The following is a 26,108-nucleotide window of genomic DNA, read 5'->3' on the forward strand; positions in this document are numbered from 1 at the left end:
TCGAGCTCTCTTGTCACAGAAAGGATTCGCATGGCGCACGATCCGTACGAACCATTGCCGAAGTTGCCGAGTTTCGAGCTGACCAGTGACGACATCACTGCGGGCCAGCCGCTGAAGCTTGCTCAGGCCAGTGGAGCCTTCGGAGTTCCCGGTGGCGAAGACATCTCACCGCAGCTCTCGTGGTCCGGCTTTCCAGCCGAGACGAAGAGCTTCGTCGTGACGGTGTTCGATCCGGACGCACCGACGGCGTCAGGATTCTGGCACTGGGCCGTGGCGAACATCCCCGCTTCCGTCACCGAACTCCCGGCCGGTGCCGGCGCGGCGGACAGCGATGTCCTGCCTGCCGGAACCGTCACCCTCCGCCACGACGGTGGCGGGTTCGGTTTCATCGGTGCAGGCCCGCCTCCCGGGCACGGTCCGCATCGCTACATCGTGGCGGTGCATGCCCTCGACGTGGAGACGCTCGACGGCGTCACCCCTGACTCGTCGCCGGCGTTTCTCGGTTTCAACGTGTTCCATCACGCGATTGCGCGTGCAACCCTGACCGGGACGTTCGAGGTCGAATAGTCACTTTGCTGTGCGCCTTTATTAACCGCGGGCGGTTAATAAAGGCGCACAGCAGTTCCTAGCGAGGGTTCTCAGCTCCCACAGCCTGGGCAATTGACGAGAAACCGGCTGCGCGGACCCGCTTGGCTATGCCCTTGTGGATGCTGCGAGCCCAGAACGGTCCGCCGTAGATGAAGCCGGTGTACCCCTGCACCAGCGTCGCGCCGGCGAGGATGCGCTCCCACGCCTGGTCGGCTGTTTCGATACCGCCGACCGAGATGATGGTCAGCTTGTCGCCGACTCGGGCGTACAGGCGCCGGAGCACCTCGAGCGAGCGGTCGGCCACCGGTGCACCGGACAGCCCGCCAGCGCCGAGTGCAGCTACCTCGGCATCCGGGGTCTTCAAACCGTCGCGGCGGATCGTGGTGTTGGTCGCGACGATTCCGGCAAGCCCGAGTTCGACTGCCAGATCGGCGACAGCGTCGACGTCCTCGTCCGAGAGATCGGGCGCGATCTTCACCAGTACCGGCACGCTGACGGTGTCGAGTACGGCCTGCAGGATCGGGCGCAGAGATTCGACGGCCTGCAGATCACGGAGTCCGGGCGTGTTCGGCGAGCTGACATTCACGACCATGAAGTCGGCCAGCGGACCCAGAAGCTGGGCGCTGGCCGTGTAGTCGGCAGCGGCGTCGACAGCTTCGACGATCTTGGTCTTGCCGATGTTGGCACCGATCGGCACCGTGACGCGGCGCTGTCGCAGGAAATTCGCCGCGTGACCAGCGCCGTGGTTGTTGAAGCCCATTCGGTTGATCAGAGCGCGGTCGGCCGGAAGTCGGAAGAGACGTGGCGCGGGGTTACCGGGCTGAGCTTGGGCTGTCACTGTTCCGACCTCGGCGAAACCGAAGCCCAACGGGCCCCAGGCGTCGACTCCGGTGGCGTCCTTGTCGAATCCTGCGGCCAGGCCGAGAGGTGCCGGGAACGTCAGACCGAAAGCCTGACTGCGCAGAACCGGGTCGTCGACGACAAGGACTTTTGCGACCAGCCAGCGAAGGGGAGCGAACCGTGTCACCAGTTTCATCGCGGTGAAGGCAATGTGGTGGATGCGTTCCGGTGGGACCCGGAACATCAGGCTCAGCAGCAGTTGGTACACGATTCTCCAGCTCTTCGATGGTGTGATTTTGTCAGCGGTTTCGATAGCGGCGGGTTCTGGTCGTCTGTTGAACGATCAGTGCTGAATGCCGTCCGGATCGGTCACGTGCAGCGGCGTCTTCTTTCGCTTGAGGAGCACGCGACGGCTGCCGTCGGGGTAGAGACGGACTCGGGAGAGTTCCCACCCGCCGAACTCGGCGGAGATCGCCAGGCGCATCGACGCCGTGACCCGCGAAACGTTCGGCGGTAGCCGGAGCGGCACGTAGTCGAACTTGTCGTCCGACGTCTCCCACTGCGCGGGGATCCCGCGCGTACGCTTTTCCATCAGTTCTCCCGTGACGGGATGACCTGCAGCCCGTCACCGGTTGCCGATCCGACGATCAGATTGCCGTTGGAAGAGTCTACGGCCAACGAATTCGGCTGTCGCACCGTCTTGAACCGTCCGGTCTCCACGGGGATGCCGGACGACAGATCGAAGCCGACCACTTCGTTGGTCGCCGTCAGTGTCACCCACACCCGATCCGCGGTCTCGTCGTAGGCGACGGCGTAAGGCGATTCGCCGACGGGGTAGCGCTGGTGCATCAGGAGCGGATCGGCAGTGAAGACGAGCAGTTCGTTGCCGGTGGTGTCGGTGACAAGGATGCGTCCGAAGCGATCGGTGGCCAGATGAGTTGCGCCCTCACCGGCGCGAAGAGCGACGCCGAGTTTGCCGTCTTCGAGATTGATCGCCGTCAGCGAGGTCTGACGGTGATCGAGGGCGCTCAGGTTGTCGCCGGTAACCGCAAGTTCGTCGACGGATGCAAACCCCGAAACCGTCTGTGACTGATCGGTCTTCGGGTCGACGATGTGAACTGAACCATTGTCCGTGCCGATCGCGATGCGGCCGTCGGTCAGCTCGACCGCGGAGTTCGCCTGGCCGTCGACCGGTATGGACGTCTGTTCGCCCGATGTCAGATTCAGCTTCACTACCTGGCGATCCATCGCCAGCAGAGCGCTACCGTCGGAGCCGATCGAAACGTCGCGTACGTCTGAATCCAGAGCTATCGGACGACCTGCGGAGGCGGGGTCGGCGCCGGCCAAACTGTCCGAAGGAACGACCAGCACCGATCGTGGGTCGTTGGCAACCAGAACAGCGCTGCGCGTGATCGGGTCGAATGTGATGGAATCGATCAGACCTGAATACGGGTGAACCACGCCGTCCGGGGTGCTGGTGGTGGCCGGTGAGACCGCTGCCGTAGCGGGATCGATCGTGATGAGGTCGTCTCCGCCATCTCCGGAAGAACATCCTGTGACCAGCAGAACCGCCGCCCCCATTGCTGCTGCAGTGGTGCGGATCCCTAGGCGAGCCATGTGTAGTTCCTCTTTTTCTTGTCATCTGTTCTTCACGCAGTGCGACTGTCATCGATCATCCCTGATCGCAGTCGGGCGCCGTTCATCGCGTCGAGGAACTACCGACCATTCCGCTCACACCCTTGACGCGATACCGTACGAACAGCGGTTGCGGTTGACGCTGCAATCACCGAGGAGATCATTGTGATTCCCACAGAACCCACCGATTCCGGCGCACAGCCGCCCGAACCGGCGCGGCCGGGCTTCGAGATCGAGGACCTCACCGTCGGCGCTCATGCACACGGTTTCGGCAGGTCCGACGGTCGAACTTTCGCGTTCCGCGTACGCAAGAGCGTGCTGTTCGTCGAGGTATACGGCGAATACTGCGAGCACAGTGTGCCGACCCCTTCGGACGTTGTCGCCACGGCGGAGCGATCGGTCACCGACATCGATCTGACCGACGAGCGAAGCATCGCCGGTGTGGTGCGCGACGCAGTTCTCTCGACCGAGACTGATTGGTCACATCCGGACGTCGGTGACGGCGTTCGTCAGGGCGAGGGACGCAGCCTGCCGACGGTGAGAGCAGTCCTGAACAGGCTGGGATCGATCATCGATTCTGTTCGGTGAATTCTCGGCGCGGGATAACCAGCGTTGCTCCGGTTGTCGGATGCGGGAACACCTCGACCGGATAACCGTAGACGCGGGTCAGAAGCTCTTCGTGTAGCACCGATTCCGGGGGACCGTCGGCGGCGATGCGTCCATTCTCGAGTACGACAATTCGGTCGGCATACGCCGCTGCCAACGCGAGATCGTGCAACACGACGACGACGGCATCGCCGTCCGCAGCGCGAGCGCGCGCCACGGACATCACCGCTTCCTGGTGTCCGAGATCGAGTGCTGCAGTCGGCTCGTCCAGCAGGATGGTCGACGTTTCCTGTGCCAGTACCCGGGCAAGAGCGACCCGCGCCTGCTCGCCACCGGACAGCACGGCGAATGGCCGATTGGCGAACCCCTCGACATCGCAGGTCTTCATCGCCGCGGTGATAGCAGCGCCGTCGCGGTCTTCTCGGCGCGTTCCGGCCCATGGCGCACGTCCCATGCGAACGACCTGGCGAGCGCTGAACGAAAATCCGATCGTGTGTTTCTGGGGGAGAACCGCGCGTCGGCGCGCCATGTCGATCGGCGACCACTGAGTGAGGTCAGTGCCTTCGACGTCCACCCGCCCAGCGATGACGGGCTGATCACCGGCCAACGCCGCAAGAAGAGTCGACTTACCGGCGCCGTTCGGTCCGACGAGGACGACGAGCTCGCCTGCCCGGACTTCGATGGATACGCCTTCGAGAATGTGTCGACCACCGCGTTCGACGGTGATGTCGCGCGCTTCGAGGGTGACATCACCGACGCCAGGGCTTTCCGGTTCGGGGGTGACGCGGCCGAACAGTTCGCGCCAGTTTCTTACGAGGCTGCTCATGCCCACCCGCCCTGTTGCGCGCGTGTTCGTCGGAGAAGCCAGAAGAAGAAGGGGCCGCCAACCAGAGCGGTCAGCATTCCGAGGGGCAGGTCTGCGTTGTCGATCAGCGACCGCGAGCCGAGATCTGCGACAAGCAGAACCAGTGCGCCGGCAAGGGCGCTCGCCGGAATCAGCGCGCGGTGGCCGGGGCCGACAAGAATGCGCATCAGGTGCGGAACGATCAGTCCGACGAAGAGGATGATGCCGGTGAAGGCAACACTCGCCGAGACCAGGAGAGCGACGATCAGAACCGCGAACTGGCGCAGCCGTTCGACGTTGACACCCAGGTGACGAGCTGCGTGTTCACCGAGTGCGAGAAGGTCCAGACGTGGAGCGATCATGACCGTCGCGGCAATGCCGACAACGGTCATCGGCGCCACGATCATGACGGCATTCCACGACGCTCCGTTGAGTGAGCCGAGTTGCCAGAACACGATCTGATCGCGAGCGGACGGGCTGGCGACGAAGGTGAAGAACGCGATGAGTCCGCCGGCGAACGCATTGATCGCGACGCCGGTCAGCACCAATGTCACGACTTCGGTTCGGCCTTCGTGGCGCGCAAGCAGGTAGACCGCCGCGGTGGTGAACAGCCCGGCGACGAACGCCGCCGCAGCAACGGCCCAGCCGGCCACGAACGTGCCGCCGACGACGATGACAGCGCTCGCGCCAACTGCAGCGCCCGCGGACACTCCGATCACCCCGGGCTCCGCGAGTGGATTGGAGAACACACCCTGCAGGAGCGCACCGGAACATCCCAGCGCCGCGCCGACACAGATGGCGAGCACGACGCGGGGGAAACGAACCTCCCACAAAGTCACTTCACCGCTGGGATGGGCGGGCATCGGACCGAGATCGAGCCCGATGCGGTGCAGGATGCTGCCCAAAACCTCGAGAGGCGATGTCGGAACTTGACCGATGCACGCCGACAGCACTGCGACGATCACCAGGGCGAGAGTCAAGCTGACCAGAACCGCACTCACCCGCGACCGCGACGCGGGGCCAGACGCCGACTTGTCGGCGCCCCCGACGTCATGTGAATCCTCGGCTGCGGTCACAGACTTACCTGCTTCGGAACTACCTGTTTCTGTACTCACGAATCAGCACTCACAAATCTTTGCTCACGATCCACCGGGCTCGTAGATCGCTTCGGCGAGTGCCGCCATGACGCGTCCGGTGTTCGGCCCGAAGCTGAGCAGGACACCGTCCTCCATGTCGACTACTCGTTTGTTCTTTCCGGCCGGCGTCTGAGCGATGCCAGGGACCTTTTCGAGGCCGTCGATTCCGCCGATCGATGCCAATCCGTCCGTCATCATCAGCAGGGCGTCAGGCGCTGCGGCGATGAGCGCTTCGCTGGTGATGGGTACGAACTGTTGTGTGATGCCCGAGGCGGTACCCGCATCTGTGGCGCCGAGGGCCTCGATCAAGGAATCGGCACCCGAACCTTCACCACCGATCATGGTGATGGCCGATCCGCGCATGTAGAGGAACGCGATCTTCAGTGGATCGCCGTCGTTGGGAACCAGATCGCGCGCAGCAGCGATCTCCGATTCGGTTCGATCGATCAGCGCTGCGCCCTGGGCCGGAACGCCGAGCGCGTCGGCGACTGCTTGGATCTGCCCCGGCACACCTTCGAGGGTTCGGGTCGGGTCGAAGAACACCACGGGAACACCGGCGGCGCGCAACTGATCCTGGACGCTCTTGGGCCCGATGCTCGTGTCAGTGAGAACCACGGTGGGATTCAGATCGAGGATGGCTTCGGTATTGAGCGATTGGCCGCCGACCGTGACAACCGGTACGTCCGCGACCGCGGGGAACTTGGCGGCGGTGTCGCGGCCGACAAGGTTGTCACCGAGGCCGAGCGCCACAGTTGTCGTTGCGAGCGTCCCGTAGCGGTCGGCCGCAACGATCCGGCTGTTGTCGGTGATGGTCACGTCGACGCCGTCGAAGCTCTTCACCGTCACGGGCAGCGTTGCGGTCGGGTTGTCGGACACGGGAACCGGGCTGGAATCTTCGAGTACTGCGGTCCGGGCACCCTGAGATGTCGTGGAGTTGTCGCTCGATCCGCAAGCCACCAGACCGAAACCGGCTGCTGCGACCAGTGCCGCCGCGGCCAAGCGCTTCATCATTTGACGAGGTAGCTCTCGATGTCGCCTTCGAGGTCGGCGAACAGGTCACCGTTGAGGCGGTACGCCAGATTCACCTCGTCGATGAAACGCTGCTGTTCTTCGGCCGGAATCTGCAGCGCATCCAGATTCGAGCGGTAGTCGTCCTTGAAAGGCTTCGGCTTGGGGATGCCTTCGAAGATGTAGAAGCGAAGTCCGTCGGTCTCGAATCCGTAGGCGCGCTCGAGCATCCGGCGGATGATCTGTCCGCCCGAGAGGTCACCCATGTATCGCAGGTAGTGATGTGCGACGAAGCCGGCGGGCCAGTCGAACGCCACTTCCTTCAGGCGGGCGATGTAACGCTCAGTTGCCGGCAAGGCCACGAGTTCGTCGCGCCAGTTCGGTCCGCCGAGGAACTCGAGATCGGCTTCGAGCGAAGCCACCCGCAACAGATCCTCGGACAGGAACGGAGCGACCAACTCGTTGTCGGCGTGTGTGCGGCCGGCCTCTTCGAGGCTCGTGTAGACGAGGTACGTCTGTCCCAGAAGAGCGGCGTAGCCAGCCGTGGTCAGCTCACCGCCGAGAAGCGCGCCTACGAATCGGGACTGCTCCGTCTCGCGGTGTGCTGCGTCCGTCTCGGTCTTGATTCGTTCGGAGAAGGCGGGGCCTGCGTCTGCGGAAAGGCTGTCTACGTCGAGCGTGGTCATTGATTCTCCTGAGGCTGTAGTCAAGCGTTGCCTACTAGGTTAGCCTGCCCTCGCCAACACGATACCTTCGGTATTTCGATCAGCGGGACAGATCAAGCGCTCACATCGTCGAGAGCCGCGGCAATCGCTTTCGGAAGTTCCAATTCTTCGGTTGCCAGTACTCCTGTCAACTGGGCGAGATCCCGCGTGCCGACGACGGCGCTGGCCACCCCGGCGCGATCGCGCGCCCAGGCCAGTGCCACCGCCAGTGGGGAAGTACCCAGACCGTCGGCGGCGGTAACGACGGCGTCGACCACCCGGATCGAGGAATCGGTCAGATAGCTCTGTACATCTTGCGAATGTGCTTCGTCGGCGCCGCGGGAATCGACGGGAATGCCGTCGCGGTACTTGCCGGTCAGAACACCGCCCGCCAGGGGTACTGCGGCGAACACTCCGACGCCGTGGTGGGCCGCCGCTGCGAACAATTCTTCCTCGACGCCGCGCGCGAGCAACGAGTACTCGGCCTGCGTCGCGGCGAGTGTTGTTGCGCCACCGGCTCCGACGGCCGTCGCGAGCTGCCAGCCGAGGTAGCCGCGCACGCCCACATACCGCACCTTGCCGCTCGAGACCGCGTAGTCGAGGGTTGCTGCAACCTCGTCGACGGGCGTGAGCGGATCCCAGGTTGCGACCTGCCACATGTCGAGGAAGTCGGTTCCGAGTTCACGAAGAGTCGCGTCGAGCTGACGGAGCAATCCGCGCCGCGAGCAGTCGACGCGGTCGGTGCCGATCGGAGTGGGATCGATGCCGGCGCTCGAGCTGATGATGAGTTCGTCACGTGGAACGACGTCGTCGAGCAACTCGGCGAGGATCCGTTGCGCCGCACCGGCGCCGTATGCGGGCGAGGTGTCGACCAAGGTTCCGCCGGCCTCGGCGAAGGCGAGCAGCTGCGCCGCAGCCTCGTCGCCGTCCGTGTCGCGTCCCCATGTCAGTGTGCCGAGCCCAAGTCGCGAGACCCGAAGTCCGCTCGTTCCGACAGATCTGTGCTTCATAACCGCCTGCATCTCGCGCCCGACTCGTGTGCGCAAGTGCGGCACCCGAGAGATCTCACCACGTGCAGACTAGTAGGCGCTCGCCTCGAGTCGGGGTATTCGGACACGGACGTGCCGGGCGCGGCGCGGCGTCGTGGGCCCCGGTAGCGTGGCGCCGGTGAAACGTGAACCCGACACACGAAACCTGTGTGCAGTAACCCCATTCGAATCAGCCGGGATCGGTGAGTGATGGGCGAAGCGATGACCTGGCTCCAGGCCGTGATCCTGGGCCTCGTGCAGGGATTGACCGAGTTCTTGCCCATCTCGTCTTCCGGACATTTGCGAATCGTGTCGGAGATATTCTTCGGCAGTGACGCCGGTGCGTCGTTCACCGCGGTGACGCAGCTCGGCACCGAACTGGCTGTGTTGATCTACTTCGCGCGCGACATCGTGAGGATCATCACTGCCTGGTTCCGGGGTGTGTTCAATGCCGAGCACCGGGGCGATCTCGATTACCGGATGGGCTGGTACGTCATCATCGGTACCATTCCGGTCGGCATCCTCGGGTTTCTGTTCAAAGACCAGATCCGTACCGGCGCACGCAATCTGTGGCTGATTGCCACGATGTTGATCGTGTTCGCGCTCGTCATCGCCGCTGCCGAGTACTACGGACGCAAGACGCGCCCGATCGAATCGCTCACAGCGCGCGACGGCATCATCATGGGTTCGGCTCAGGCACTCGCGCTCATCCCGGGTGTCTCACGTTCGGGTGGCACGATCAGTGCCGGTCTTTTCCTCGGACTCACCCGTGAGGCCGCAGCTCGTTACTCGTTCCTGCTGGCAATCCCGGCGGTTCTCGCCTCCGGTTTGTTCAGCCTCCCGGATGCCTTCGAGCCGGCCGGTGAGGGTCTGAACGCGAGCGGTCCGCAATTGCTGGTGGCAACCGTCATCGCCTTCGCGGTCGGTTACGCAGCGATCGCCTGGCTGCTTCGATTTGTTGTCGATCACTCCATGTACTGGTTCGTCGGATACAGAATCGCTCTCGGCGTAGTCGTCCTTGCGCTGCTGGCCACAGGGGTCGTGTCCGCGACATAGAGCCCGTTTCGACGTCGACCACCCGTCCGTGCGGCCACCGCCCCATTAGGGTTGTGGAATGACAGTTGTCCTACTGCGGCACGGGCGGTCGACGTCCAACACTGCCCATACCTTGGCCGGTCGAACGCCGGGTGTGGAACTCGACGACCACGGCCGGAAACAGGCCGAAGGCGTCGTCGATCGGCTGGTCGGTCTGGACATCGCGGAGATCGTCCGCTCGCCGCTGTTGCGGTGCGAGCAGACGGTCGGCCCCATTGCCGTCGACCGTGGTCTGACGCCGGTGGTCGAGGATCGCCTGATCGAGGTCGATTACGGCGACTGGACGGGTCGCCCGCTCAAGGAGCTGTTGGAAGAACCGCTCTGGAAAGTGGTGCAGCGCCACGCTTCCGGCGCAGTCTTTCCCGGCGGTGAAGGGCTGGCCCAGGTACAGGCGCGAGCCGTTGCCGCGATCCGAGAGCACGATGCACGGCTGGCCGAAGAGCACGGCAAGGACGTCGTCTGGATCGCCTGCACACACGGTGACGTCATCAAATCGGTTCTCGCCGACGCGTTTGCGATGCACCTCGATTCGTTCCAGCGGATCGTCGCCGAGCCGGCCTCGGTCAGCGTGATTCGCTACACGGCCACACTGCCGTTCGTTCTTCGAGTCAACGACACCGGAGACGTGCTCGCAGCGATCAGTGCAGCGAAGACCGCGACCAACGGTTCGGCTCCCGCGCAGGAGTCCGTCCCCGGTGGAGAGGTCGGTGCGTGAGCTGTGACGGATAATGGGTATTCAGTGATGTTCTGCTCGAACTCGAGGAGGTGCAATGTCGCGCGCGATTCACGTATTTCGCACTCCTGACCGATTTGTCGCAGGAACGGTGGGCGAGCCCGGTGACAGGTCTTTCTATCTCCAAGCCGTGCACGATTCACGGGTGGTGAGTGTGCTGCTCGAGAAGCAGCAGGTTCAGGTCCTCGCCGATCGCATGGGCCTTCTCCTCGAAGAGGTACATCGACGTTTCGGAACCGAGGTTCCGCCGCAGGCCGACGATGTCTCCGATCTCAGCCCGCTGGTCACACCGCTCGACGCGGAGTTCCGGGTCGGCACGATGGGGCTCGGTTGGGACGCCGATGCCGGTGCGGTCGTCGTGGAGTTGCTTGCCGTCAGCGAGACGGAGTTCGACGAATCGGTTGTCCTCGACGACGCCGACGACGGTCCGGACGCGGTCCGTGTGTTCCTGACCCCGGAACAAGCGCGCGAATTCTCGCTGCGGTCCGAACGCGTCATCGCGGCGGGACGCGCGCCATGCCCTCTGTGTGGTGAGCCGCTGGCGCCCGAGGGGCACGTGTGCATCCGAACCAACGGATACCGGCGCGGCGAGTCCTTCGGTTTTGCGATCGACGACGCAGACGACGACGAGGTCTGACGTCGTGTCCGAACCTGGTGTGCCGGACGTTCTGCTCGAGGGTGATCTGACCCTGATCGGCCAGATCACCACGGCAAGCAACGCCACGCTGGTGTGCGAGTCGACTCTGGGGGAGCAGTCCACCCGTGTGGTCTACAAACCGGTGCGGGGTGAACGCCCACTGTGGGATTTCCCGGACGGCACTCTGGCCGGGCGTGAGGTTGCGTCGTACCGCGTGTCCGAGGCGCTGGGCTGGGGAGTGATTCCGCGAACAGTGTTGCGGGACGGCCCTTTCGGGACAGGCATGGTGCAGCGCTGGATTGACACCGTCGATCGCCGCGCGGATGGATCCGGCGGACTCGAGATGGTCGACCTGTGCAGTCCCGGCAATGTTCCGCCAGGGTGGTTCGAGGTCCTGCAGGCCTTCGACTCGGAGGGCGAACCAGTCTCTCTGATCCATGCGGACGATCCACGGCTGCAGCGAATGGCCGTTCTGGACGTCCTCATCAACAACGCCGACCGCAAAGGTGGTCACGCCCTCGAAGGCGTCGACGGCTCGGTGTACGGCGTTGATCACGGAATCTGTCTTCACTCGGAGAACAAGCTGCGGACCGTGTTGTGGGGGTGGGCCGGGCAGCCCGTACCCGGTGCTTTGATCGCCGACGTCGCCGAATTCGCGACAACTCTCGATGGAGATCTCGGGGACGAGTTGTCCGAACTGATCACCGAAGAGGAAATCGTGGCCTTGGCGGTCCGGGCGATGCAGTTCGCCGAGTCCGCGGTAATGCCCGAACCGAACGGCCATCGAACGATTCCCTGGCCGGCTTTCTAGTCTCGAGACGTTTCCTGCTGTTCGCGAGTTGCCGTCTTCAATCCGGGTGAGCGAACCAATCGCAGTAGTTGTTCGCGCAGCGCGGCGACGTCCCCGACGCCGACGGTCAACGCCGCATCTTCCTTCTCGAGCGTCAGTAGTCGCTCGTACGTCAGTCTTCCGGCGTCGGTTATCGCGATCACGCGCCGGCGCTCGTCCCGCGGATCGGTGTCACGCGTGACGTAACCCGCTCGTTCGAGACGGTCGATCGTGCGGCTCATCGTTTGATCGGTGACGCGGGCGTTCTTCGCGATGTCGCGTTGAGATGCCGCCCCACCGGCGATCGAGTGGAGCACGATCAGGCCCGCGTGCGTCATGTCCTGAGACCGCAGAACCTTCTCCCACGAGTGCTCTACCAGGCGCGCAGCGGTGGACAACAGCCGGCCGGTTGGCCAGTCGTCCAGGCCGTCGCTGCTCATGTTTTTGCCTTCCGTTTGCAATTACTCAGCATGCTGAACAAAATAGTCGGCAAGTCCTCTCTGCTGCCGATCCCTGGAGACCCAGTGAGCACACCAGTACAAAATCGTCCTGTTCGTCGCCTTCGATGGATTGTGCCAGCTCTCCTTGTGATCGGCTGGCTGGCAATCGGAGGATTCGGCGGCCCGTTCGCCGGAAAGCTCAGCACCGTGCAGCAGAACGACAACACGTCGTTCCTGCCGGCGTCGGCCGAAGCCACCGAGGTGGCAAAGCTTCAAGAGAGCTTCACGGACACCCGCTTCGTGCCGGCCATCGTCGTGGCGGAACGACCAGGTGGCCTCGAGCCCACCGACTCCACCTTCCTGTCCCAGACCGTCGATTCGTTTGTCGGTACCGAGGGATTCGGTGACGCGTCATCGCCGCCGATCCCGTCGGCCGACGGCCAGGCGTTGCAGATGTTCCTGCCGGTCGACAGCACCCTCGAGGTCAAGGACAGCGTGAAAGCGCTGCGCGCGGCGCTGGAGTCGAGCCCTGACGGACTGACAGTCAAGGTCACCGGCCCCGCTGGGCAGGTTGCGGATCTGTCGGCAGCATTCGCCGGTATCGACGGACTGCTGTTGTTGGTAGCCGGATCGGTCGTGATCCTGATCCTGATCATCGTCTACCGGAGCCCGATCCTGCCGTTCGTGGTGATCTTTTCGGCGATCTTCGCACTCGGATTGTCGAGCTTGCTCGTGTATCTGCTCGCCGACGCGGACGTCATCGCACTGAACGGTCAGAGCCAGGGCATCCTGTTCATCCTCGTGTTCGGTGCCGCCACCGACTACGCGCTGCTTCTGGTCTCTCGCTACCGGGAAGAATTGCGGATCGAGAAGGACAAGTACGCAGCAATGCGGACTGCGTGGCGCGCGACGCTCGAACCCGTCGCGGCGTCTGCCGGAACGGTCATCGCGGGCGTTCTGTGCCTGTTGCTCTCCGACCTGAACTCGAACCGCGGACTCGGTCCGGTGGCCGCCATCGGTATCGCCGCGTCCTTCCTCGCATCGATGACGTTCCTACCTGCTGTCCTCGTTCTGTTCGGGCGGACTGCGTACTGGCCGACCAAACCGAAGTTCGACGCCGACCGCGAGCACCACGACGAGGCGAACGATCACCGGTTCTGGGCCGGGCTCGCTGCTCGAATCGGACGGCACCCGCGCCGCTTCTGGGTGGCGTCGACGCTGGTGCTTGTGATCTTCGCGCTGATGATGCCGCAGTTCAAAGCCAGCGGTGTCTCTTCGTCCGACATCTTCTTGCTCGACGTCGATTCGGTTGCAGGCCAGGAGATTCTCGGCGAGCACTTCGACGCGGGTTCGGGTTCCCCGGCCGTGGTCATCGCGAATGCGGATCAGGTGGACGCCGTCGCGGCAGCCAGTCGCGTGGAGGGCGTCAGCGACGTGAGCGTCGTACAGAACGGGGGAGTCCCTCTGGTTGTCGACGGACGAGTCTCACTGCAGGCGACGTTGACTGACGCTGCCGACTCACTCGAGGCCGAAGACACCATCGTGCGACTACGTGATGCAGTTCACTCCGTGGACGGCGCCGACGCGTTGGTCGGTGGCGTCACTGCGACCGACCTCGACACGAAGACCACCTCGACACGGGACCGGACACTCATCATTCCCGTGGTGATCATCGTGGTGTTCGTGATTCTCTCCCTGTTGCTGCGTTCGCTTCTCGCACCGCTGCTTCTCATGGGCACCGTTGTGCTCTCGTTTGCTGCGACACTGGGCATTTCGTCGCTGGTGTTCGACCACGTCTTCGGGTTCCCCGGCGCGGATCCGGTGGTCCCGCTGTTTGCGTTCGTGTTCCTGGTGGCTCTGGGAATCGACTACAACATCTTCCTCATGACGAGGGTGCGTGAGGAAGCGCTGAAGATCGGCACTCGGGCGGGTGCGCTGCGGGGACTCACCGTGACCGGCGGGGTGATCACGTCTGCCGGAGTTGTTCTGGCAGCAACCTTCTCGGCGTTGGCGGTGATCCCGCTGTTGTTCCTCGCGCAGATCGCGTTCATCGTGGCGTTCGGTGTCCTGCTCGACGCTCTGATCGTCCGATCCTTGCTGGTCCCGGCCCTGACCTACGACATCGGTCAGAAGATCTGGTGGCCGAGCAAGCTCGCGTCGACGCCCGAACCGGAGCAGGATCAGCCAGCACCTTCCCAGCCTCAGAGCAGTCTCCACTAGGCTCGGCAGCATGCAGTCTTGGTCCGATACCGCACTCCCGTCCGTTCCCGGTCAGGGGCCGCCGTTGCGGCTGTACGACACAGCCGACCGTCAGGTTCGCCCCGTCACCCCGGGCAAGAAGGCGACGATGTACGTCTGCGGCATCACCCCGTACGACGCCACCCACCTCGGTCACGCCGCCACCTACCTCACGTTCGACCTCGTGAACCGCATCTGGCGCGACGCCGGACACGACGTCCATTACGTCCAGAACGTGACCGACGTGGACGACCCGCTGTTCGAGCGGGCTAATCGCGACGGCGAGGACTGGATCGTCCTCGGCATGCGTGAGACCGCGCTCTTCCGGGAGGACATGGAAGCGCTGCGCGTGCTTCCGCCGAAGGACTACATCGGGGCCGTCGAATCGGTGAACGAAGTAGTCGAGTTGGTGGAGAAATTCGTAGCGTCCGGCGCCGCGTACATCGTCGACGACGCGGAGTTCCCCGACGTCTACTTCCGCGCCGACGCGACCGAGCAGTTCGGCTACGAGTCGGGCTACGACCGCGCGACGATGGAGAAGTTCTTTGCCGAACGCGGCGGAGATCCCGATCGCGTCGGAAAGCGCAATCCGCTCGACGCTCTCGTCTGGCGGGCGGAGCGTCCGGGCGAGCCTTCGTGGCCCTCACCCTTCGGACCGGGGCGCCCCGGTTGGCACATCGAGTGCGCGGCCATTGCGCTCAACCGCATCGGCTCCGGCTTCGACGTCCAGGGCGGTGGCAGCGACCTGATCTTCCCGCACCACGAGTTCTCGGCAGCACATGCCGAATCGGCAACGGGTGATCGCCGTTTCGCGCGGCACTACGTGCACACGGGCATGATCGGCCTCGACGGCGAGAAGATGTCGAAGAGTCGCGGAAACCTCGTCTTCGTCTCGAAACTGCGCGGTGAAGGGGTCGATCCCGCAGCAATTCGTCTCGGATTGCTCTCCGGCCACTACCGCCAGGATCGCGCGTGGACCGATCAGGTCCTCGAGGATGCTCAGTCGCGTCTGAAGGTATGGCGCGAGGCAGCGGCTCTCGATTCCGCGCCGTCAGCCACCGACACTGTTGCGCGGTTGCGTCAGCATTTGGCCGACGATCTCGACACTCCGAAGGCGCTCGACGCGCTCGACGGTTGGGCACGCCGCGCCATCGAGGGCGGCGGATCCGACACGCAGGCACCCGGCGAGTTCGCCGATGCCGTCGACGCCCTGCTGGGTATTTCGCTTCGCTGAATCCCTGCTGTGCGCCTTTATTAACCCCGGGCGGTTAATAAAGGCGCACAGCAGTTTCTAGGCGTAGTCCAACGCACCTTCGGCTGGTGTCGGCACCCGGCGCCGTAGCGGCGAGCCCAATGCCCGCGCCAGATCCGTTCCGTCGTGCTCGGCGAGCAGCTCACCGTTCGACCACACCAGCAGCGCGGCGCTGACAGCTTGTTCGGCCGTGGAGTGCGCGAGGTCGTAGTGCGCACAGCCGGGGACGTCCGCGTACGTGATCCACAGGTCGTAGCCGGTCATGAAGAGATCCAGGTCGAACTGAACGCTCAAGCCGAGCAGCTCGCTGCGTCCGTTGTCGTCGACACCGGCGAAGGCCTCGTCCAGTGCCAGCAGACGCGGGGCGTGCGGGTCGGCCGAGTCCAACATGACGTGCGCCGCGGCGAACAAAGGAAGGTGCAGCGAAACCGACTGCTCGCCACCGGACAGTGCGCTGTGCCGCGCGACGGTAAGGCGGTCTTCCTTGCCCTCACCGCTGATGAGGGTGAACGAGAACACGCGCCACTGCCTGTAGTCGAGCGCCGAGGACAGGATTTCCGGGTACGAGCGTTCGGGGTGCGCCGCGCGGGCGGTACGGATCTGGGTCGCGAAATGAGCTCGCAGAGTAGCGAGTTCATCGACGCCGAGGGCTGACGCATCTCGATCCAGCAGCTTGGAGATCGCCCGCGAGCTGTCGTCGAGGTTGTCGGCGAGCACCCAGTGAACGCCGATGGTGTTGCCCGAGGACATCCGACGCTCACGCATCTCCGTGCCCATCTGTGCGATCAACACGCGTGCGTCGACCGTGCGCTCGTGGATCTGCTGAGCCAATCCGGTCAGCAGGGCATCTTCGAGAATTCGACGCTCGGATTCGGTGAGCAACTGCTCCTGATCGCCGCGAGCATCGTGGATCCGCGTTGCGAATTCACCGATCGACGAATAGCCCTGATCGTCCTGCACTCGTACGACGGTCAGTCCGTCCGGTGCATCCCATTGCAGACGGTAGTCCTGTCCGGCCGCTGCGAGTTGGGCGTCGAAGTCCTGCAACGCCGAGGTCAGTGCCGTGCGGGTTGCCTTGCGGGCTCCGTCGGTGACGCGTACCGCCGAGGTCGCAGCCTCGAGCGCTCGGTACAACTTGTCGACGTCTTCGGGGAGGACGGGCGGGTGGGCCGCGTCCTCGCTGCGGTCTTCGTTCTGGATGCGGTAGACCAACTGATCGGGGCTCATCCACGCCGCTGAACTTGCCGGCCAGCTCAGATGTTCCTTGACGCCCAACAACTCGAGAAGGTCCGGGCGAGCATAGGGTGCGAGTCGCTCTGCATCACTGCGGGTTTCGGTCAGGGTGTGGCGCAACGTCTCGACGGCGGTGTTGTACGCACCCTCTGCCGTGCCGATCTGGAGGACGGCGGCGTCGTACGCCTTTCGTGCTGCACGCTGTTCGACCTTGCATTCTTCGATCTTCGCGCGGGCTTTTGCCAGGTCCAGGTCGATCTGCTCGGCGCTGGCCCCGAGAGTGTCGCGCAGTGTCTCGAGGCGCTGGACCTGCTGAAGCAGACTCTCCTCGGCGATGGCGGCCTCTTCGGCGAATTCCTCCGCATTGGCGCGTGATTCGTCGAGACGGTCGCGAGACTCGCGTTCGAGTTCGACTTCCTTGGCATGCTCCCGTCGGCAGCGCAGCGCCAGTTCGCCCTGCTTCTCGAAATGACGGATCGCCGCCGCGAGGGAGTCGAGTTCACGGCCGACGTGCGGGGTCCGGTGCTGCGACGCCGTCGCCCGGAGTTGCTTTTCCTTCGCCGCGAGATCGGCGATCGCCGCATCGAGTTCGCGTTGTGCCGTTTCCGTGGCCTCCGAGCGAGTGCGGAGTGCACCGGCGGATTCGGTGACGGTTTTGAGTGCACGGAGGATCGATCCTGTCTTCGGCAATTCCTTTGCCGCAGAGTTGATTCGGCTCAGTTGCTCGTTGGTCTGCGTCACCAGTGCCTTGGCTGCATCGACTGCCGCGGCAAGTTCTTCCAGAGCCGCGTCGATCTCGGTGATCCGAGCTTCGCGTCGACGCGCCCGCGCTGTCGTGCCGATGTACTCGGCGTCGGCCTTGACGTGCCGGCCACGCGCGACACCTTGCCAGAAGCGGCCGTCGACGCCGATTGCGACGATTGCATCGGAGTCGCCCGGTGCCTCGACGAGACTGATCGACGCGAGAATGTCCTGTACCCGAGCGTCGGGTACGTCGGCATTGCCTTCGACCTCGAGGACGTCGGCCAGCGTTCGTCCCTTCGGGCGCTGCTTGACCGGCAGAGCGGTCAGGAACTGCTCACTGACGTGATCGGGAATCGTTTCGTCGGGGCAGACCCAGCCGTCCAGCAGATTTGCCGCCTGGAGTGCGGATTCGATTCCCGTGGCCACGTCTGGTTCGACGGAATCGGCGAAGCGCACCAGCTGCCACAGCGGCGCCCCACCCAGATCGCTGCGGTTGTCGGTCCGTGCGTGGAAGGCCGGCGGAGCGTCGTCGTGTTCCGCCGAGACGGCCTTGCGCTCGGATTTCAGAGCTGCGATGGAGGCGTGTGATGCAGATATTTCAGCTTCGGCCTCACGACGTCGCTCGCGCAGCGTCTCGGTGCCTGCCTCGGTGTGCTCGGTGAGAACTGCGGACAGCGCCGGAGCGTCCTCGTCGCCGACCTCGGCGAGCGCCGCGTCGAGAGCCTCGAACAGCGAGGTGTCGGCGCCGACAGCCGAAAACAGGGAGGAGTGGTCGGTCCACCACGCGCGCAGCCCGCTGGCGCACTGACTGCGTGCGAGTTCCACGGCAGCTTCGCCTTCGAGCACAGCGGCCTTGGACGCTTCGAGCAGCTCTTGTCCACGGCGCGAGCTGTTTTCGGCCCGGGTTCGTTCGGTAGCGGCCTTCTCGACTGTCGCGAGCGCGGTGCGGACGACGCGTACGTCGCCGTCACGTTCCTCGGCATGGCCACGCACTGCTGCGGTGATCTGGTCGCTGCGTGAGCCGTCGGGCAGGGGAGTCCAGACGATGCCGGCGTCCTCGGCGGCTGCCTGCAGTTCGTCCTCGGCACGTGAGAGTGCTTCGGCTGCACGCTTGACCGACGATGCAGCCTTGTCGGCTTCGTCGCCGCGCTGCGCGAGTGCGGCCTGCGCCTTCCTCGACTTGTCTGCCTGTTGCTCGGTCGAGAGCTTGAGCGTCGAGACGGCCTGGGCGAGATCGTCGAGTTGCTGTTTGCCTTCGTAGGCGCTCGAGCGTTGCAACGCTTCGACGTTGGCGCGCGCGTTCTCGAGTGCCTGCTCGGCCTGGTTGAAGCGCTCCTCGGCTGCTGCCCGGGCTTCACGGCTGCGGGTCTGGGCGAGCGACGACTCGTCCATGGCGGCAACGCCTCTGGTGACTGCTGCGAGGCGGGTGCTGACCTGTTCGATCTCTCCGCGCGACTGTTGACGCAGGTACTTGGTGTAGACGCCGATGAAACTCTGCGCTGCCTGATCGGCGGCTGCGAGCCCCTCGAGCGCGTGGCCGACCTCTTCCATATCGCTGAACGAACGCGCAGCTTCGAGGACGAGTTGGTCGTCGAGTGGACGGAGGCCGTCGGTGAGCGCTTGCGAAAGGCCCTTCGGATCAAGGTTCTTCGCGAGCTGGGGACGGCGAAGCGTGAGAATGAGATTGATCAGCTGGTCGTAGCGCTGCACTCCGAGACCGAACATTCGCGCGTCGATCGCGGTGCGGTAGTCGAGGGGACGGTCGGTGATGGAATCGCTGCCGAGTTGTTCGGCCAACTGCTTCTTGGTGAGAGGACGATCGTCGTTGCCGATCAGCGAGAAGTCGACTCCGACGCGGCCGTCGGCGACGAAGTACCAGCGGGTGACCTTGTCGTTGGTGCGGGTTGCCCGCATGCCGATTCCCACGGTCACCGACTCGGGATCTTCGAGGGAGCCGCGGCAGAACTCCATCCACACGTAGGAGTGCGCGCTGTCCTGGCCCCGGTAGAGAAGGTTGGACTTCATCGTGCGCTCTTCACCGGCGAAGGGGTTGAGGCGCCGCGGTTCGATGCGGCCGTCGAAAACGAACGGGAACAAGACCTCGAGGGCCTTGGTCTTGCCGGATCCGTTTGGCCCTCGTAGGACCAGTCGGCCGTCGGCGAACGAGAACTCCTGGTCTCGGTAATCCCAGAGGTTGATGATTCCAGCCCGAGTAGGTCGGAAGCGGGCGTTGCTCATACGTTCTCTACCTCTGATAGTTCGCCGTTGGTGGAAGATTCGGGGCCGAATTCGTCGACCGGATCCGGTGCGGAGTTGTCTACCGCGAAGTCGATCTGAGGATCACGTTCGCGTACGGAGACCACGACGTCGCGGTACCGGGCAAGGACGGGCAACACCAGTACGCCGCCGTCGACCGCATGCGTCAGGCGCAGACGTTGCAGCAACCCGAGCGCCTGCTTGCGCAGCCCGTTGTGATCGGCCTGCCATTGCGCTGCGAACGTGCGTCCGAACTGGTCCACCAACTCGGTGACCTTGTCGGCGAGCCAGTCGTCGTCGATCATCGGGTACGTGACGGGTTCCGGGGGCTCGGCCGGTTCGCCGGCGGGCAGCACGAAGTCGTCGTCCTCGTCGGCGAGGTCCTCGAAGATCCCGGCCTCGGGGATGGCGGCATCGAGTTGTTCGATCAGGTGATCGTCCGACACGTGCGGGATCGGAAGTTTCGGCAGCTCCGGAGCGTCGACGTCGAGTACGCGGTCGGCAATCTCGCCGGCGAGGAGTAGAGCTACCTGGGCGATAGTTCCGGTGCTCGGGAAGCGGACGTCGGAGAGGCGACCGGTGGGATCGATCATCGCGATTCCCTCGGCGCGACGCTCGGCCACCAACCCCGTCAGTAGTTCGACTTCCGACGCGGTCTTGGGCTGCGCCAAGGCGATCAATTCGTGCTGATCGAGTTCACCCGCCAGTACGACCGGCCGCTCGACCAGAGCCCGACGCACTCGGCGTCCGATCTCTTTCGCGTCCACAGGAATTCCGTCGTCCTCGGCAGCGCTCGAGGTCTCCGTGGCCAGGAGTCCGCGGATGGAGTGCAGGTGCTGCAGTGCGCGCGGCGGACGGAACAGGGCTACGACGACGGAACGGTCGATGTCGTAGAGCGCTTCTCCCGCTTCGGGATTGGACGCCCAGCCGTTTGCGTCACCGTCGGCGAGTGCGATGGCGCCTCTGACGCCGAGCCAGCCCACTGCGTCGACGAAGGCGTCGCGGTCCGACGCACGATCGGTGGAGAGTTCGACGCCGTCGACTTGCGCAGCGTCGGCCGCGACGTGATCGGCCAACTCCGACAACGTGATCTGGTTCCCGGCGCGGCCCAACGCGGCCAGGCACAGTGCCAGGTAGGCGTAACGCGTGCGATCGAAGGTTCGCTCGGAGGCAGTTCGGGCCGGTGCCGACGGGTTGAGTCGATCCGACACCGTGAACAGGCGCGCGGTGGTCTCCGTCACCTCGAGGCGGTAGCCGAACAGTTCGAGTAGGTCGTCACGCAGCTCGGTGGCCCAACGGCGCAAGAGCGGCAACGCAATTCGATCCGGGTACGTCGAGGTGATCAGGTGGTTGGACAGGATCACTCGCGCCGCGCGTTGATACGAGTCGAGGGCAAGGGGCGTGATCTCGCGAGCTCTCATCGAACACTGACCTCGATGCCGTCGAGGTGCATACGCCCGCGGGCGGTCTTGATGGTGGTCGAACCGTCCGAGGGACTGAGCGTCAGCTTCACCCCGTTCTCACTACCGGTGGAGCTCTTGACGCGTCCCACCACCGGAACGCGCGCGGTCAGTGCTGCATTGAGCAGACTCAGCAAAACTTCGGTCTCCTGCTCGTTGAGTTCACGCTGATAGACGCCGTTGGACGCGAGTGATTGCGCCGCGGCGCTGCGCGTACGTTGCGCTGCCAACTGCTCTTCGCGTAGGCGGCGGATGCTGCCGTCGTTGCGGGCGACCTTGCTCGGCAATCCTGGTGAGGGCGGGCGGCCGGTTTCGGCGAGTGTTCGCGCGATCTCGACCGGCGGTGCCTCCCACCACGAACGTGAGTGAGAAATGATGTCGGCGTCCGGATGCACCATCGAGAGGTGGCGTGGACGGCCGAGGTCGAACACTGCCTGGAACAGAGCATGAGCTGCGTCTTCGGACGGCGTGGCGGCGAACCAGCCGGCGAGGTGCCGGAGCTGGCTCTCGCGGCTGACGCCGCCGCGACGGGTTTCCGTGACGCGGCGAAGGAGCGCCAGAACCGCGGCGATCGCGCTCATCGTGCCCTCACGTAGACGCTCGGACTCGCTGATCCCCGATTCCGCGGAGACGAACCAGGCGGTCAATCCTCGCCAACGCGCAGCCCAGTCGTCTTCGCGTTCGGTGATCGGGACGAACACCCGTTCGTCACTGGCGGCGGCGAGGCGGATCATGCGATCGACCCCGGTGGATTCGACGTGCTCGATCGCTTCCTTGAGCTTGGGGGCGTAGCGCGCCAGATCGGAGCTGAACTCCCGCATGTGCGTGAGCAGAGCGTCCTTGTGCGTGAGGAAAGCCTGCGGAGTGATCTCCGTGGTCCGTACGAGGTCCCCGAGGGTCAGATAGAAGTGCGCGGCTCGATCGGCCATGTCGGAGAGCGTCGAGTCGAGGCGCTTGAGCTTGCGGAAGATCAGGTCGCCGTCGGAGCTTCGGTTGGCCTCGGCGAGTTCGGACATGTCTGCGAGCAGGTCCGGCAGAGCGAGGCGCGAGAGCGAGGCCGAGTCCAGGCGTGCGGCGAGAACGTCTTCGACTGATCGATAGACCTGGTATCCGGCCTGACCGAACTGGTAGACGAAGTGGCGATTGCGGTACTCGGCCAGCGTGGACGCGCGGGTGCCGTCGTAGCTGCGCTCGAGGATCTCCCACACATGGAGCTGATCCAACAGGGGAGTGACCTCTGCTGCCGACAGATCGGCCGCCGGATCCGATCCACCGATCTTCTCGAGGATTTGCGCGACGGCTCCGGCATGCAGCAGGACGGTGTAGTTGGCGCGAGCATGGTCGAAGGCACGAAGTACCCAGAGGTACTCGGCCCGTTTTTCCGCGATCGTGAACGAAAACAGCTTCAGTCGATTGGTGTCGGCGTACGCGGCGTAATCGGGCGCACTCGTTTCTTCCACCATGACAGGGTAGGCGAGAGACGCCCCCTCTTTTTCCTACGGGCGATCCGTAGCAGGGGATGCGGCGCGTCGCCACTGCGATTCGTTCTCGATCATCCATGTGAGCAGGTGCTCGGCCGCCGCCTCGTCGGAGTCCGGGCCGACCAGCAGATCGGCGAACGCTTGGCTAGGGGCGACGATGCGGATGCCGTCGCGGGTGAGCAATCGGTCGAAGGCAGACGGTGAGAGGGGAGCGGTGATCCACACGTCACCGCCGGATTCCACCCGCCGTAGTCCGAGAGCGTCGGCGAACTGATCGACGTTGTCGGCATGGAAGTGGGCACGTCGAGTGGGCGCGTACCGAGCAAAGGGTGCCGCGGCCACCGAGGCGGTACCGGCGTAGATGTGACCGCTGAGCTGACGCAGTTGATCGAATAGTGCTTCCAACCCGTCCGGCGCGTGAAAGCCGTGAGGCGTCGGCGCTTTGGCGCCGGCTTCGGCCGCCCATTCACGAAGCATCTTCGGCCAGCGGACGTCACCGATCCCGCCGCGGGGGAGCCTGGTCACCAGTTCACGATCCGACAGTGTCTGAACCACCCGATAGGTTGCTCCCGTCGACGCACCGGCCAGGCGCACCAAGGCAGTGATCGCCAGCGGCGCCGCGAAATCGGCAAGCGCACGCACGACCCGAGCTGACGGATCGCCCGTCAGTTGTCCGGAAGGACGTCCGGGCCCCCGCCACGGATCGGCGTCGGCTCCGCGTCCACGCACCCAGACGGCGGGTCGATCAGCGGTCAACGACACATTGCCCGTGGCGTCTGCGTACGAGATCGCGTGGGAATCGAGCTGCCGGCGGACCGGCTCGGACAGATATTTTGCGCACACGAAGCCGGGTTGACCGGTGGGGAAGCGATCGGCGATACCGGGAACGTCGCTGCTCAGGACACCGTGAGCGGCGTAGACGCCGAATTTGGCCACCGCGCCGTCAGGGGAGCGGAGGTCGAGTCGAAGTGGCGCCTCGGACAGGTCGGGGGAGCGCTGCGTCGACAAAGACCAGGTAGGAGGCAAATTTTCTTCGATCACGGCAACCGATCGCCGAAAAATGTCGATCGGCCGTTCCGGTTCCGACTCAGATTCGCTCATGTTCCAATGGTATCAATATCTGTCGACGACGGAAACAGAAGATTTTCCGAATAATATTCGCCCTGACAGCCTCGCGACAACGGTGGTCGCTTTCGCCGACAAACTCACTACCTACACAACTTCAAATTCGAAACTGCCGAGACCGATCAGCGTTGCTTCGGCATGATCAGGGGAGCGACGACGGCGAGCAATACTGCGGGGATCAGGAAGCTCGCGGCAGGCGAAGAGTCGTAGATCGGTGTCAGGGCCAGGGGAGCAAGAGCGGCGCCGCCGAAGCGCATCGCTTGGACGACCGACACGGCGCCTCCGCGATTGGGCCCCGCAGATCCGAGGACCGCCGCGTTGACGCCGACAAGGACGAACTGGCTTGCGACGCCTGCGACAAACCATGCGATCGCGATCACCGGCACCAAGCCGGCAAGGCCGACGACGGAGACCAGAACTGCTCCGCCCAGGGCGCCGATCATCACGGAGGAGCGTGCGCCGATGCGATCGATGAGGATTCCGATGCGCCGGGCCGAGAGGATGCCGGCCACGCCGAAGACGGTGAGCAGTAGGCCGCGGACGGTGGGGGACAGCCCGAACTCGTCTTCGAAGCGGAAGGCGAGCAGGAAGCTCAGTCCACCGAGGGCGCCCCAGCCGAGCAATGCAGCGATACCGATGCGGAGCACTTCGGGGCGTAATGCATCGCGGAGACGGGCGGGAGTGGTCGCTGCCGGTGCTTCGGACTTCGGAAGTCCGACGGCTCCCAGAATGCCCGCGACCACTGCGATGACGAGAAAGGCCAGACGCCAGTCGAATTCGGCCGCCAGTCCGCCGATCAACGGAGCCGACGACTGCCCTGCGGCCTGGAATGCGCCGAAGGCACCGAGGGCTCGACCCAACCGAGCCTGCGGAGTTGCGGCCGCCAACGAAGCAAGCAGCAGCGGCGTGGTGAATGCGTTCGCGGAGCCCTGCAGTACCCGGGCGGCCAGGAAGATCTCGAGTGTCGGGGCGAGGAAGCATGCCAACGACGCGAAGACGTAGACGCCGTATGCGATCCGCACCGTCCGGACCTTGCCCCACCGCGTCCCGAGCGTCCCCGACACCAACATCAGAGCGGCGAAGGGGAGCAGGTACGCGGTGAGGGAGGAGGCGGCCGCCGACGGGCCGACCCCTAGATCGTCACCGATCTCGGGGAGGATCGAGGCAACCACGCCGCCGCCGAACGGGCCGAGGAACCCGCCGGCGTACAGCGCGATCAGTTGAAGCCGGAGGCGCAGTGGGCGCTGTGTACTTCCACCTTCTTCTGGAGTGTTCTTGCTCACAGTCCGAAGCTGCCGGGGCCTCGCCGTCTGAGGTAGCGCTCGAATTCCGCGGCGATGGCGTCGCCGTCGATCTTGGAGATTGCTTCGCTGATGTCGGTTTCGGCGTCTCCCCGCTCTTCCAGGGTGCGCACGTATTCGCCGATTTCCTCGTCGTCCGCAGTCATTTCGTTGACCGCTTCCTCCCAATCCTCCGACTGAGCTGGGAGTTCACCGAGGGGGACCTCGATGTCGAGAACATCCTCGACTCGTTGAAGGAGGGCCACTGTGGCCTTCGGGTTGGGTGGCTGCGAGACGTAGTGCGGAACCGCTGCCCAGAACGAAATAGCGGGTACACCAGCACGAACGCACTCATCCTGAAGAACTCCGGTGATGCCTGTCGGGCCTTCGTATCGGGTCTGTTCGAGGTTGAATCGTGCCGCGGATTCGCTGCTGTACGCCGTGCCCGTGACCGGCACCGGGCGGGTGTGCGGAGTATCGGCGAGCAGGGCTCCGAGGATGACCACGGTCTTGACGTTCAGTTGGTCGATCAACTCGAGCAGATCCTCGCAGAAACTGCGCCACCGCATGTTGGGTTCGATCCCGCGAAGAAGGACGATGTCGCTCTCACTGCCGGGAGGCGAACAGACCGACAAACGTGTTGCCGGCCACACGATTTCGCGAGTGACACCGTCGACCTGACGGACCGTGGGACGGTTGACCTGGTAGTCGTAGTAGTCCTCGGAATCGAGTTCGGCGAGCGGCTGGGCATCCCAGATCAGCTCGAGATGTTCGACCGCACCGCTGGCTGCGTCACCGGCGTCGTTCCAGCCCTCGAAAGCTGCAACGAGGATGGGATCACGTAGGACAGGGATGTCGCCCTCGAGGCGGTCACTGCTGTCGACGGCAAAGCCGCCAGGGCTCTCGAAGGCCGCGG

The 26,108-nt window shown here is 64.5% G+C and carries 23 protein-coding genes; 8 read left to right on the forward strand and 15 right to left on the reverse strand.

Annotated features, from left to right (window positions below):
* Positions 1-30: 30 nt before the first annotated feature.
* Positions 31-567, forward strand: coding sequence for a YbhB/YbcL family Raf kinase inhibitor-like protein (locus QMA15_RS08505; protein ID WP_007733394.1), 537 nt, complete (start codon positions 31-33; stop codon positions 565-567).
* A 58-nt stretch (positions 568-625) separates the two neighbouring features.
* Here the strand turns inward: QMA15_RS08505 and QMA15_RS08510 are convergent, their stop codons facing one another.
* The 3 genes from QMA15_RS08510 to QMA15_RS08520 all read right to left on the reverse strand — a co-directional run bounded on the left by QMA15_RS08510 (position 626) and on the right by QMA15_RS08520 (position 3,045).
* Positions 626-1,696 carry a quinone-dependent dihydroorotate dehydrogenase gene (locus QMA15_RS08510; protein WP_133728089.1) on the reverse strand — a complete coding sequence of 357 codons (1,071 nt, stop codon included), beginning with the start codon at positions 1,694-1,696 and terminating at the stop codon, positions 626-628.
* Positions 1,697-1,771: 75 nt separating this feature from the next.
* Positions 1,772-2,020, reverse strand: coding sequence for a DUF5703 family protein (locus QMA15_RS08515; RefSeq protein WP_003946171.1), 249 nt, complete (start codon positions 2,018-2,020; stop codon positions 1,772-1,774).
* Positions 2,020-3,045 carry a hypothetical protein gene (locus QMA15_RS08520; RefSeq protein ID WP_019748546.1) on the reverse strand — a complete coding sequence of 342 codons (1,026 nt, stop codon included), beginning with the start codon at positions 3,043-3,045 and terminating at the stop codon, positions 2,020-2,022. The genes QMA15_RS08515 and QMA15_RS08520 overlap by 1 nt, the downstream gene beginning before the upstream one ends.
* 183 nt (positions 3,046-3,228) lie before the next feature.
* On the opposite strand from QMA15_RS08520, the gene QMA15_RS08525 reads away from it, so the two are divergent.
* Positions 3,229-3,651, forward strand: coding sequence for a hypothetical protein (locus QMA15_RS08525; RefSeq protein ID WP_020969683.1), 423 nt, complete (start codon positions 3,229-3,231; stop codon positions 3,649-3,651).
* On the opposite strand, the gene QMA15_RS08530 is transcribed toward QMA15_RS08525, so the two are convergent.
* The 5 genes from QMA15_RS08530 to QMA15_RS08550 form a co-directional block, all read right to left on the reverse strand.
* Entirely contained in the window at positions 3,632-4,495 is an 864-nt protein-coding gene (locus QMA15_RS08530; RefSeq protein WP_020969682.1) for a heme ABC transporter ATP-binding protein, read from the reverse strand. The genes QMA15_RS08525 and QMA15_RS08530 overlap by 20 nt on opposite strands.
* On the reverse strand, positions 4,492-5,589 hold the full coding sequence (locus tag QMA15_RS08535; protein ID WP_290284192.1) for an iron ABC transporter permease: 1,098 nt from the start codon (positions 5,587-5,589) through the stop codon (positions 4,492-4,494). The genes QMA15_RS08530 and QMA15_RS08535 overlap by 4 nt, the downstream gene beginning before the upstream one ends.
* A gap of 63 nt (positions 5,590-5,652) precedes the next feature.
* Positions 5,653-6,660 (reverse strand): ABC transporter substrate-binding protein, encoded by a 1,008-nt coding sequence (locus QMA15_RS08540; RefSeq protein WP_019748542.1) that lies wholly within the window; start codon positions 6,658-6,660, stop codon positions 5,653-5,655.
* Positions 6,657-7,343 carry a biliverdin-producing heme oxygenase gene (locus tag QMA15_RS08545; RefSeq protein ID WP_003946162.1) on the reverse strand — a complete coding sequence of 229 codons (687 nt, stop codon included), beginning with the start codon at positions 7,341-7,343 and terminating at the stop codon, positions 6,657-6,659. The genes QMA15_RS08540 and QMA15_RS08545 overlap by 4 nt, the downstream gene beginning before the upstream one ends.
* Positions 7,344-7,435: 92 nt before the next feature.
* The gene (locus tag QMA15_RS08550) at positions 7,436-8,371 is read right to left on the reverse strand and encodes an aldo/keto reductase (RefSeq protein WP_003946175.1); all 936 of its coding nucleotides are present in this window, start codon (positions 8,369-8,371) and stop codon (positions 7,436-7,438) included.
* 228 nt (positions 8,372-8,599) lie between these two features.
* On the opposite strand from QMA15_RS08550, the gene QMA15_RS08555 reads away from it, so the two are divergent.
* The 4 genes from QMA15_RS08555 to QMA15_RS08570 are packed head-to-tail and all read left to right on the forward strand — an operon-like array spanning position 8,600 to position 11,665.
* Entirely contained in the window at positions 8,600-9,445 is an 846-nt protein-coding gene (locus QMA15_RS08555) for an undecaprenyl-diphosphate phosphatase (protein ID WP_019748539.1), read from the forward strand.
* Positions 9,446-9,503: 58 nt separating this feature from the next.
* Entirely contained in the window at positions 9,504-10,199 is a 696-nt protein-coding gene (locus tag QMA15_RS08560; protein WP_019748538.1) for a histidine phosphatase family protein, read from the forward strand.
* Between the two features lie 55 nt (positions 10,200-10,254).
* Positions 10,255-10,854 carry a DUF3090 domain-containing protein gene (locus tag QMA15_RS08565; protein WP_019748537.1) on the forward strand — a complete coding sequence of 200 codons (600 nt, stop codon included), beginning with the start codon at positions 10,255-10,257 and terminating at the stop codon, positions 10,852-10,854.
* Positions 10,855-10,858: 4 nt separating this feature from the next.
* A complete protein-coding gene (locus QMA15_RS08570; protein ID WP_019748536.1) occupies positions 10,859-11,665 on the forward strand; it encodes an SCO1664 family protein in 807 nt (268 codons plus the stop codon).
* Here the strand turns inward: QMA15_RS08570 and QMA15_RS08575 are convergent.
* Positions 11,662-12,123, reverse strand: coding sequence for a MarR family transcriptional regulator (locus QMA15_RS08575; protein WP_003946187.1), 462 nt, complete (start codon positions 12,121-12,123; stop codon positions 11,662-11,664). The genes QMA15_RS08570 and QMA15_RS08575 overlap by 4 nt on opposite strands.
* 30 nt (positions 12,124-12,153) lie before the next feature.
* Between QMA15_RS08575 and QMA15_RS08580 the strand changes: the two genes are divergently transcribed.
* Both QMA15_RS08580 and mshC read left to right on the forward strand, forming a co-directional pair.
* Positions 12,154-14,343 (forward strand): MMPL family transporter, encoded by a 2,190-nt coding sequence (locus QMA15_RS08580; RefSeq protein WP_244891364.1) that lies wholly within the window; start codon positions 12,154-12,156, stop codon positions 14,341-14,343.
* 10 nt (positions 14,344-14,353) lie between these two features.
* On the forward strand, positions 14,354-15,595 hold the full coding sequence (gene mshC, locus QMA15_RS08585; RefSeq protein ID WP_020969678.1) for a cysteine--1-D-myo-inosityl 2-amino-2-deoxy-alpha-D-glucopyranoside ligase: 1,242 nt from the start codon (positions 14,354-14,356) through the stop codon (positions 15,593-15,595).
* Between the two features lie 57 nt (positions 15,596-15,652).
* On the opposite strand, the gene QMA15_RS08590 is transcribed toward mshC, so the two are convergent.
* The 6 genes from QMA15_RS08590 to QMA15_RS08615 all read right to left on the reverse strand — a co-directional run bounded on the left by QMA15_RS08590 (position 15,653) and on the right by QMA15_RS08615 (position 26,046).
* The gene (locus QMA15_RS08590) at positions 15,653-19,828 is read right to left on the reverse strand and encodes a TIGR02680 family protein (RefSeq protein ID WP_290283955.1); all 4,176 of its coding nucleotides are present in this window, start codon (positions 19,826-19,828) and stop codon (positions 15,653-15,655) included.
* Positions 19,825-21,267, reverse strand: coding sequence for a TIGR02678 family protein (locus tag QMA15_RS08595; protein ID WP_021344333.1), 1,443 nt, complete (start codon positions 21,265-21,267; stop codon positions 19,825-19,827). Before QMA15_RS08595 ends, QMA15_RS08590 begins: the two co-directional genes overlap by 4 nt.
* Positions 21,264-22,769 carry a TIGR02677 family protein gene (locus QMA15_RS08600; RefSeq protein WP_070386259.1) on the reverse strand — a complete coding sequence of 502 codons (1,506 nt, stop codon included), beginning with the start codon at positions 22,767-22,769 and terminating at the stop codon, positions 21,264-21,266. The genes QMA15_RS08595 and QMA15_RS08600 overlap by 4 nt, the downstream gene beginning before the upstream one ends.
* A 33-nt stretch (positions 22,770-22,802) precedes the next feature.
* Entirely contained in the window at positions 22,803-23,888 is a 1,086-nt protein-coding gene (locus tag QMA15_RS08605) for a hypothetical protein (protein ID WP_019748530.1), read from the reverse strand.
* Positions 23,889-24,034: 146 nt separating this feature from the next.
* Entirely contained in the window at positions 24,035-25,150 is a 1,116-nt protein-coding gene (locus tag QMA15_RS08610; protein ID WP_175470298.1) for an MFS transporter, read from the reverse strand.
* Between the two features lie 41 nt (positions 25,151-25,191).
* Positions 25,192-26,046, reverse strand: coding sequence for a PAC2 family protein (locus QMA15_RS08615; protein ID WP_223257810.1), 855 nt, complete (start codon positions 26,044-26,046; stop codon positions 25,192-25,194).
* Positions 26,047-26,108 lie beyond the last annotated feature (62 nt).

It is taken from the genome of Rhodococcus sp. APC 3903, from assembly GCF_030407755.1.
GTDB classification, from domain to species: Bacteria; Actinomycetota; Actinomycetes; order Mycobacteriales; family Mycobacteriaceae; genus Rhodococcus_F; species Rhodococcus_F erythropolis.